The sequence below is a fragment of the Streptomyces boluensis genome (assembly GCF_009908195.1).
In the GTDB taxonomy this organism is placed as follows: Bacteria; Actinomycetota; Actinomycetes; order Streptomycetales; family Streptomycetaceae; genus Streptomyces; species Streptomyces boluensis.
This window is the reverse complement of record NZ_JAAAHS010000341.1, coordinates 1-8,511: the sequence shown is the minus strand read 5'-3', so window position 1 is coordinate 8,511 and position 8,511 is coordinate 1. Positions and strand designations below refer to the sequence as shown.

9 protein-coding genes are annotated in these 8,511 nt (G+C 72.4%); 4 read left to right on the top strand and 5 right to left on the bottom strand.

What is annotated here, in order from left to right:
* Positions 1–354, top strand: a 354-nt coding sequence (locus GUY60_RS30015; protein WP_161703456.1) for a DUF2867 domain-containing protein, incomplete at its 5' end; no start/stop codon positions are given.
* A gap of 86 nt (positions 355–440) precedes the next feature.
* Positions 441–1,211 (top strand): SDR family NAD(P)-dependent oxidoreductase, encoded by a 771-nt coding sequence (locus tag GUY60_RS30010; protein WP_161703454.1) that lies wholly within the window; start codon positions 441–443, stop codon positions 1,209–1,211.
* Between the two features lie 70 nt (positions 1,212–1,281).
* On the opposite strand, the gene GUY60_RS30005 is transcribed toward GUY60_RS30010, so the two are convergent.
* Positions 1,282–2,727, bottom strand: a complete 1,446-nt coding sequence (locus GUY60_RS30005; protein ID WP_161703452.1) for an MFS transporter — start codon at positions 2,725–2,727, stop codon at positions 1,282–1,284.
* A gap of 169 nt (positions 2,728–2,896) precedes the next feature.
* Here GUY60_RS30005 and GUY60_RS30000 point away from each other — a divergent pair, with 169 nt between their 5' ends.
* Together GUY60_RS30000 and GUY60_RS29995 are read left to right on the top strand one after the other, a co-directional pair.
* The gene (locus GUY60_RS30000) at positions 2,897–3,352 is read left to right on the top strand and encodes a MarR family winged helix-turn-helix transcriptional regulator (protein WP_161703450.1); all 456 of its coding nucleotides are present in this window, start codon (positions 2,897–2,899) and stop codon (positions 3,350–3,352) included.
* Positions 3,353–3,441: 89 nt separating this feature from the next.
* Positions 3,442–4,206, top strand: coding sequence for an SDR family NAD(P)-dependent oxidoreductase (locus GUY60_RS29995; RefSeq protein WP_161703448.1), 765 nt, complete (start codon positions 3,442–3,444; stop codon positions 4,204–4,206).
* Here the strand turns inward: GUY60_RS29995 and GUY60_RS29990 are convergent.
* From GUY60_RS29990 to GUY60_RS29975, 4 genes are all read right to left on the bottom strand, one after another.
* On the bottom strand, positions 4,160–4,825 hold the full coding sequence (locus GUY60_RS29990; protein WP_188133042.1) for a DUF1097 domain-containing protein: 666 nt from the start codon (positions 4,823–4,825) through the stop codon (positions 4,160–4,162). The genes GUY60_RS29995 and GUY60_RS29990 overlap by 47 nt on opposite strands.
* Positions 4,826–4,896: 71 nt before the next feature.
* Positions 4,897–6,228: an amidohydrolase family protein gene (locus GUY60_RS29985; protein ID WP_161703446.1), complete on the bottom strand. Its 1,332-nt coding sequence runs from the start codon at positions 6,226–6,228 to the stop codon at positions 4,897–4,899.
* A complete protein-coding gene (locus GUY60_RS29980) occupies positions 6,225–7,394 on the bottom strand; it encodes an acetamidase/formamidase family protein (protein WP_161703444.1) in 1,170 nt (389 codons plus the stop codon). The genes GUY60_RS29985 and GUY60_RS29980 overlap by 4 nt, the downstream gene beginning before the upstream one ends.
* Before the next feature lie 99 nt (positions 7,395–7,493).
* Positions 7,494–7,994 (bottom strand): amino acid kinase family protein, encoded by a 501-nt coding sequence (locus GUY60_RS29975; protein ID WP_161703442.1) that lies wholly within the window; start codon positions 7,992–7,994, stop codon positions 7,494–7,496.
* Positions 7,995–8,511 lie beyond the last annotated feature (517 nt).

Below are 8,511 nucleotides of genomic sequence, written 5' to 3'. Positions count from 1 at the left end.
GTGCCCACCCTGCGCGAGCGGTTGCCCGCGGATCTGCGGGAGCTGCCGGTGAACACCGGCCTCGACACCCAACCCTTCGTGCCGCTCTACGAGTTGGAGCACGAGTGGGCCGCCGAGATGGCCAACCGCACCGTGCACGCCGTCATGCATCTCAGCTGGGTCGAGGACCCGGAGGTCGAGGGCGGGTACCGGGGGCGGATGGCGGTGCTCGTGAAGCCCAACGGCCTGTTCGGCCAGGCGTACATGGCGGCCATCGCGCCGTTCCGGCGCCTCATCGTCTATCCGCAGCTGATGCGGTTCTGGGAGCGCCGCTGGAACCAGCGGGCGACCTCTTGCCCTCCAGCCAATAGCTGACGGATCATCAGGAACGGGATCTTGTACCCCAGTTGAACGTCGCGGACGGCCGGTGCGCCGCCCCCTGACCGGGGAGGGAACCCTTAGTGGACGAGCAGGAGTTCGCCGGGCGTGAGGGTGTCGCCCTGGTCGCGGGCGGGACCGGTGGGATCGGTGCGGCGGTCGTGCGCACCCTGGCGCTGCGCGGGAGTGACGTGGTGTTCACGTACCGCAGCAGCGAGGGCGCCGCCCGTGAGCTGGTCGACGGGTTGACCGCCGAAGGGCGTCAAGTCCGGGCGCTGCGGGCCGACTTGGCCGATGAGGGTGAGGCCGCCGGGGCGGTGCGGGAGGCTTCGGCGGGCGGTCTGCACACGCTGGTGTACGCGGCCGGGCCGCACGTGCCGATGACGCACCTCAGCCAGGTCCCGCCGGCCCGCTACCGCGAGCAACTGCACGCCGACGCGGCGGCGTTCTACCAGCTGGCGCACCCCGCGCTTGCCGCGCTGCGGGACAGCGGCGGCAGCCTCGTCGCGGTCACGACGGCCGCGACCCGGCGCTTTCCGGTACGCGACGGGCTGTCGTCCGGCACGAAGGGCGCGGTGGAGGCGGTGGCGCGGGCGCTCGCCGCCGAGGAGGGGCGGTTCGGCGTACGGGTCAACTGTGTCGGCCCCGGCATGCTCACCGACGGGATGGCCGCCCGCCTGGTCGAGAGCGGCGAACTGGACGAGGCGGCCCTCGCGGTGACGCGCCGCAACATTCCGCTGCGCCGCTTCGGCAGCGCGCAGGACATCGCCGAGGCGGTGGCGTTCCTGGCGTCCGACCGGGCCGGGTTCATCACCGGGCAGACGCTCGACGTGGACGGCGGGTACACGGTGTGAGGCGTGCGCCGTACGCGTACACCGTGCGCCGCCCCGTACGCGTATACCGTGCGCCCGCCCCGTACTCGAATCAGGCGCGGGCCGGGGCCTGTTCGGGTTCGGCGGGTTCGGCGGCTTCCGTGCTGCGGGGCGCCGGGATGAGGGCGGCGACGGCGGCCGCGAGGAGGGCGGCGCCGCAGCCGATCACCAAGCCGGTGCGGAAGCCGTCCTCGGAGGCGAAGGTGTGGCCGCCGACGGTGACCGTCATCTGGGCGAGCACCACACCCACCACGGCGGCGCCGATCGTGGTGCCGAGTGAACGCATCAGGGAGTTGAAGCCGTTGGCGGCCGCGGTCTCCGAGAGCGGCACCGAGCTCATGATGAGGGCGGGCATCGCGCCGTAGGCGAGGCCGACGCCGCTGCTGGTCACGATGCCGACGGCCATCAGGCCGAGCGCGGAGTCCATCAGCGGCAGCGCGAGACCGTACCCCAAGGAGATGATGAGCGCGCCGAGTACGAGGGCGGGCTTGGGGCCGCGGGCGCTGATGAGCTTCCCGGCGAGCGGGGACACGATCATCATCATGACGCCGCCGGGCGCCAGCCACAGGCCCGCGGCGAGCATCGACTGCCCGAGCCCGAAGCCCGTCTCCTCGGGGAACTGCAGCAGTTGCGGCGCGATCAGCATGAAGGCGTACATGCCGACGCCGACCAGGATCGAGGCGGCGTTGGTGAGGAGCACGCGCGGGCGCGCCGTGGTGCGCAGGTCGATCAGCGGGTCGCGGGTGCGCAGCTCCCACCGGCCCCAGACAGCGAGCGCCAGCACCGCGAGGGCGAGAACGCCGAGCGTGGTGCGCGAACTCCAGCCCCAGTCGGCGCCCTTGGAGATGCCGAGCAGCAGGGCGACGAGGCCGACGGCGAGGCCGAGCGCGCCGGGCAGGTCGAAGCGCTGGCCGCGCGCGGCGACCGGGACCTCCGGGACGACGGCCCGGATCAGTACGCCGCTGATCACGGCGAGGACCGCCGCGCCCCAGAACAGCGCCCGCCAGTCCGCGTACTCGGCGACCGCGGCGGCGACCGGGAGGCCGATGGCGCCGCCGATGCCCATGGACGCGCTGACCAGGGCGATGGCGGAGCTGAGCCGCTCGGCGGGGACCACGTCGCGGATCAGGGCGATGCCGAGCGGCACCATGCCCATGCCCATACCTTGCAGGCCACGGCCGACGATCATCGGTACGACGGTGGAGGAGAGCGCGCACACCACCGAGCCGACGGCCAGCGGGACGGCGCAGACGAGGAGCATCCGGCGCTTGCCCATCAGGTCGCCGAGCCGCCCCGACACGGGGACGCACACTCCGGCGACGAGGAGGGTCACGGTGACCACCCAAGCGGCGTTGGACGGCGAGGTGTTGAGCAGTTGCGGCAGTTCCGCGATGAGCGGGGTCACCAGGGTCTGCATGAGCGCGGCGACGGTTCCGGCCAGGGCGAGTGTGGCGACGACCCTGCCGGGCCGTACGGTCGACTCGGTGCCGTCGTCCATGAAGGTTCCTCCGTCGTATGGCGGCGCCGGTGGCGAGAGTGCCTCCGACGCGAGATTGTGCATCCTACATACGACATGCATGCACCATGCGATATGTGCCATGCATGGTCCGTGGTACACATGGTCCTCGAGTGGGGGACAGGAACGCCCGGAGGAGAGCGAATTCAACATGGACAGCGCCACGCGCCAGGTGGAGTACGAGCAGATGCTGCTCGGCCGGTATCTGCACCTGCACAAGTCGAAGGGGCGGAGCAAGGACAGCACCCTTGACCGCAGCGCGTACATCCTGCTGAGCCGGATCCGGATGCAGGGGCCGATGTCGATCGGTCAGCTCGGCGAGGCGTTCGGTCTTGACGCCTCCACCCTCAACCGGCAGACCGCGGCGGCCATGCGGGCGGAGCTCGTGGAGCGCATCCCCGACCCCGAGGGTGGCATGGCCCGTAAGTTCCGGATCACCGCGGAGGGCGAGCGGCGGCTCGACGCGGAGCGCGAGGGCATCGTCGAGAGCCTGGACGCGATCATGGCTGAGTGGGCCGACGACGACATCGAGGCGTTCGCCGGGTACCTCAAGCGGTTCAACACCGACATCGAGCGCATCGCCGGACGGCCCTGGCCCCGGCCCTGATCCCGGCGCTGATCCCGGCCCTGATCTCGCTGTACCCGCACCCACCCCTCTCCAACTCGCCCCGAAACAGGACCCGTTCAAGGAGCCCCGTGAGCACGTACTCGTTCGAAGGCCGCAGCACCATAGTCACCGGGGCAGCCTCCGGGATCGGCCGGGCCGCCGCGCTCGGCTTCGCCCGGCGGGGTGCCAAGGTGCTTGTCGCCGATCTCCAGGAGGAGCAGGCCCGGCGGGTCGTCGAGGGGATCGAGGGGGCGGGCGGAACCGCGCTCGCGGTCGTGGGTGACCTCAGCGAGCAGCAGGTCGTGGACCGTGTCGCGGCCACCGCCGCCGAGGAGTTCGGCGGCATCGACATTCTCGTGAACAACGCGGGTGTGATGGACCGGATGTCGCGGCTCGGCGAGACCGAGGACGCCGAGTGGGAGCGGACGCTGCGGATCAACCTCACCGCGCCGTTCCTGCTCACCCGGGCCGTGCTGCCGCACATGACGCGGGCGGGGCGCGGTTCCCTCGTGTTCACCGCGTCGGAGGCCAGCCTGCGCGGCGGGGTCGCGGGTGCCTCGTACACCGCGGCCAAGCACGGGCTGGTCGGCCTGGTGAAGAGTGTCGCCGCGACCTACCGGGACAGCGGTATCCGCGCCAACGCCATCGGTCCAGGACCGACAAGCACCGGCATCCAGGTGGACATCGCGCCGGACTCCCCCGGCGCGGCCGCCCTCGCCCCGGTGCTCGGGCTGATCAACGGGGTGTCCACACCGGAGCAGCAGGCGGCCGCGATTCTCTTCCTCGCCTCCGAGGAGGCGTCGTTCATCAACGGCGCGGTGCTTCCCGTCGACGGAGGCTGGGCCGCGCTGTGAGGCGGCGGGGCGACTGCTCGGGCACCCGCGCCCCGTCCGGGTCATCGCCGTCGGCGCCGTTCTCGCCGGCGGCTTCATGTGGCACCGAGAACGTGAGCGCCATCGACAGCCAGGCGTAGACCGGGCCGAGGGCGTTCATGGCGACCACGCAGACCCAGGCGGCCCACGGGTTGCCCGGGTCGTAGCCGAAACCGCCGAAGAACGTGGCGAAGTAGCTGGCGAAGCCGAAGAACATGCCGGGGACCAGCGAGAACAGCGGGATCCTGCCGGTGTACATGAGCGCCGAGTTGAGCACCAGGATGCACAGCGCGGCGAAGGCGTTGCGGGCGAGCCGGCCGTCGCCGAAGGCGGTGCCCGCGTTGGTCTCCGCGAGCACGATGAGCAGCGCGTAACTGGAGCCCACCGGCATCGCGCACCACAGCCGCTTCGCGTGGAAGAGGGTCGGTCCGCCGAGCAGGAAGATGCCCGCCCAGGAGATGAAGATCGCCCACGGCGGCAGATGGAGCGCGGTGCCGCCGACGAACGCGGTGGTGGCCGCGAGCACGGAGGCGACGATCTCGTGCGGGACGCGTTCACGCACGGCCGGGTTCGCGGCCGGGCGGATCCATTTTCCGGTCATGTCACTGCACCTCTCATGTCAGTGCACCTCTCATGCTCACTGCACCTCTCATGCTCACTGCGCCTCTCATGTCACTGCGCCTCCACGCCCACGGCCGGGAGGGCCGTCAGCTCGGTCGTGCGGGTCGAACGGGCCACGATCCGCCCGGACTTGACGACGGCCGTGCGGGCCGGCCTGTCGATGAGGACCGCGTCGTAGTCCTGGGTGTCGAGGAGCACCAGGTCGGCCACGGCCCCCACGTGCGTGCCGTAGTCCGCTTCGGGCAGGCCCACCACACGGGCCGCGTCGTAGGTGACCATGCGCAGCACCCGGCGCAGGTCGGCCGGGCCCGCGAGGTGGCCGAGCCGGGCCAGGAGCAGCGCGGTGTCGAGGAGGTCACCCGTGCCGTACGGGGTGAAGGCGTTGCGGATGTTGTTGCTGGAGCAGGCGGTACGGACGCCCGCGTCCCACATCTCCCGCACCGGGGCGAGGCCGCGGCGTACGGCGGTGGTGTCGCCGCGGCCACCGAGGAACAGGTCGGTCGCGGGCAGCGGCACCACCGCGACCCCGGCCTCGGCCAGCGCCTTCAGGGCGGCGCGCCGTTCGCTGGGCGGGCGGCCGCCGAGCGAGGTGGCGTGCCCGAGCGTGACCCGCCCTGACAGGCCGCGGGCGACGGTCTGCTCGGCGATGAACTCGGCGAGCGCGAACCGGGGGTCGGAGGCGTCGTCCGCGAAGTCGGCGTGCAGATCGGCCGGTACGCCGTACTCGACGGCCAGGTCGAGTACGTGTTCCACGTGCCGTCGGCAGTCGGCGAGGGAGTGCTCGCCGTACGTACAGCCGCCGACCGCGTCCGCGCCCGCAGCCAGGGCCCGGCGCAGCAGTTCGGCGGTGCCGGGGGCCTTCAGGATGCCTTCCTGCGGGAACGCGACGATCTGCAGGGTGACCAACTCGGCCCAGCTGTCCCGGAGTTCGAGGAGCACTTCGAGTCCGGTGAGGCGGGCGACCGGGTCGACGTCGGGGTGGGCGCGGACGGTGGTGGTGCCGTGGGTGACGCACATCCGCAGGACCTGTTCGGCGCGGGCGCGCACGTCGGCGTGGGTGAAGCCCGCCTTCAGTTCGGCGGTGACCCGGATGGCGTCGGCGAGGGTGCCGCCCGCGTGCGGGTGCGCGAGGTCGAGCAGCGCCTTGTCGGGGTGCAGGTGCGACTCGATCAGGCCGGGGAGGAGGACCCGTCCTGCACAGTCCAACTCCTCGTGTCCGTAGGGGCGTTCGGGGTGGCCGGGGTGGCAACCGGGACCTTCGGGCTGGTCGGGGTGGTCGAGTGCGGGGCGGCCGACAGCCTCGATGCGGCCGTCCCGGATCCATACGTCGGTGGGGTCCGGCGCGTCCTCCACGCGTGCGTTGCGCAGCAGCAGAGCGGTCACCGCAGGCCCCCCGTGCCCGGGAAGTCCGCCTTGCGGATCAGGGCGTGGACGCCCTTCACGCCGTCCACCACCTGCGACACCTCGAAGTCGGCGGCGGCACTGAGGTAGGCGTACGCGGTCGAACGGTCCATGCCGGTGCGGGTGGTGAGGAACGCGAGCGCGGAACGTACGCAGTGCCGCATCGCCTCGCCGAGGTTCTCGTCGAGGCCGAGGGCGATCCAGTGCTCGGCGGTCTCCGCGAACGGCTCGCCGAGCAGTCCGGTCACCCGGCGCGCCGCCTCGCCCCGGACGAGGGAGAGCCGGACGGTGGCGCGCAGCGGCGCCTCCAGGGCGGTGAGCGCGACCTCGCCGTTGCCCTGCGCGAAGTGCGGGTCGCCCGCGTAGAACCCGGCGCCTTCCGCCTGTACGGGCAGATAGAGGGACGAGCCGCAGGCGAGGTGTTTCACGTCGAGGTTGCCGCCGTGGCGGCCGGGCGGGATGGAGTTCACCGGCGGCTCGTCGGCGCTGGCGACGCCCATGATCCCGACGAAGGGGTTGAGCGGGAACCGGGCCTGCCGACTCGGCGCGTACCGCAGCAGCCCGAACTCGGCGCCGTCCGGCTGCCGTTCGACGGTGCAGAACGCGCAGATCGTGCCGTTCCGGTGGCGGCGGGTGTCGGGGCCCGTCAACTCGGCGCTGTCGTCGGGAAGTTCACCGGGGAGGGCGCCGCGGGCGTGCCGGTTGGAGACGATGCCGTAGTGCGTCCTGCGGTACAGGGACAGCGTCTCCACGCGCAGCAGGTCGCCGGGGCGGGCGCCGCGCACGGCGACGGGCCCGGTGACGATGTGCGGTCCCGGCGGGCCGTCGGCCTGGCGCCCGAGTCCGGATGCGGCGATCTCGCGGGCGTCCGTGGGCACATCGTGCTCGGGCACGCCGTAGTCGGCGAAGAAGGCCACGGGGTCGCGGCCCTGGTCGGGCAGGATGCCCTCGTGCGAGACGAGGTCGAGTGTCACCGTGTCGCCGTCGTCCACGGCGAGCACGGCCGCGCTCCCGGCATGCGGCAACTCCCCCCAGCGGGCCGTCTCCACGGTCGTCCGCAGATGGTGGCGGCCGTCGACGGGAAGGCGGTCGGGAGCGTGCGGCGTACCGGACGAGGCGGGCACGGCGGGGGCTGCGCTGCGAGGCATACGTGTCCTTCGGGTCGGGGGTGCGTCGCGGGTAGGGGTACGGGCCGCGCGAACAGGGCGGGCACGGGTCGAGCGTGTACGGGTCCTGATTCGGGCGTGTTACGAGTCCGCGGCCGGGGTGTTCCGTACCGGGCGGCTTGAAGTGCCGTTCCGGGACGGTGAGTTCACCCGGTGCGGCGCGGGCACGATGCGGGTGCCCGAACGGCCGCGCAGGGCCCGGCCGAGGGCTTCCGGTGAGGTGACGAGGACGCTGCCGCCGCCTGCCGCGAGGAAGTCGAGGGCGGCCCTCACCTTGGGGCCCATGCTGCCTTCGGGGAACTGTCCTGTGGCGAGGTGGCGGTGGGCCTCGTCCGTGTCGAGGCGGGGCAGTTCGCGGTGGTGGGACGTGCCCCAGTCCAGGGCGATCCGGTCCACGCCGGTGGTGACGATCAGCTCGTCCGCGCCGAGTGCGGCGGCGAGCAGCGCGGACGTGGCGTCCTTGTCGACGACCGCCTCCACGCCGCGCAGTGTCCCGTCGGGTCCCGCCGCCACCGAGATGCCGCCGCCACCGGCCGCGACGACGACGTGCCCGGCGGCCAACAGAGCTTCCAATGGTGGCATGCCTGGACCATAGGAAGGCCACGCGTACGGGTCATGGGCAGTCGGTGCCAGCGTGTGCGGGGGCGCGTTGACGCCCGCTGACAGTGCCCCGCGCCGGGGTGTCGGTCACGCGCGGCGGGCGCGGGGCGCTCCGGGGCGCCGCTCGGGGTTCAAGTACCCGTCCGGCAGGGAGTGTTGAGGCAGGCTCCCAGGCCCCGGCGAACGATCACCGACCACCGCACATCTGTATACAACATTCTGCCGACAGCGTTTACAGCCTTCGGGGCGGCGCCCATAGTGGGCGGAATGGCCTTAGGGCCTGTCCGGCGGATCAGGCCGCTTCGGGGCGACACTCACCTTCCGGTCGAGTCGAGCGGGGTCTGGTGCGTGCAGCTGCAAGGCGGAGGAGGGCGACATGGCGGAGCCATGGCAACCGACGACAACGCCGCAGATGTGCGTGCCAGGCCCCGCGACCGCGGCAAGATCCGCCGGACAGGCCCTAACACCGAGTACCGCTGCCGGCCCTGCCGCGCAGGGC